Source organism: Rhodococcus sp. R1101, from assembly GCF_000278445.1.
GTDB lineage: Bacteria > Actinomycetota > Actinomycetes > Mycobacteriales > Mycobacteriaceae > Rhodococcus > Rhodococcus gordoniae.
The window spans coordinates 1-473 of the sequence record NZ_AJVB01000940.1; the positions used below are offsets into that span (position 1 = coordinate 1).

Annotated in this window: 1 protein-coding gene; it reads right to left on the minus strand. The window is 66.6% G+C overall.

Going from position 1 to position 473, the window contains the following annotated elements; translation table 11 throughout:
* Positions 1 to 473, minus strand: a 473-nt coding sequence (locus R1101_RS0125375) for a DegT/DnrJ/EryC1/StrS family aminotransferase (protein WP_016935869.1), incomplete at both ends; no start/stop codon positions are given.

Genomic DNA, 473 nt, shown 5'->3' on the forward strand with positions numbered 1-473 from the left:
GTCTGCGCGAGCTCCGGTCGGTGTGCCTCGCAGGGTCGCGCCGAGAGTGTCGCAGGTGTCCTCGATGACCTTGAGGCCGTGCCGGTCGGCGACCGCGCGAATCGCGTCCCAGTCGGGGCAGTTACCGGCCAGGTTGGGGATCAGGATGGCACTGGTGCGGCTCGTGACCATCGCCTCGATCTTGCTCACGTCGACGTTGAACGTGTTCGGCTCCACGTCGACGAAGGCGGGGATGAGGCCGGCGCGCACGATCGGCGCAACATCGGTGGAGAACGTCAGCGGCGAGGTGATCACCTCGCTGCCCTTCGGCAGGCCGAGAAGTTCGATGGCCAGGTACAGGCCCGAGGAACCGGAGTTGCACATCACGCCGAATTTCTTGCCGGAGATGGCGGGCACCCGGCGTTCGAGCTCGAGAACGTTCTTACCGATCCGCAGAGCCTGGTGGCCGCCGCGCAGAACGTCGACGACGGCCT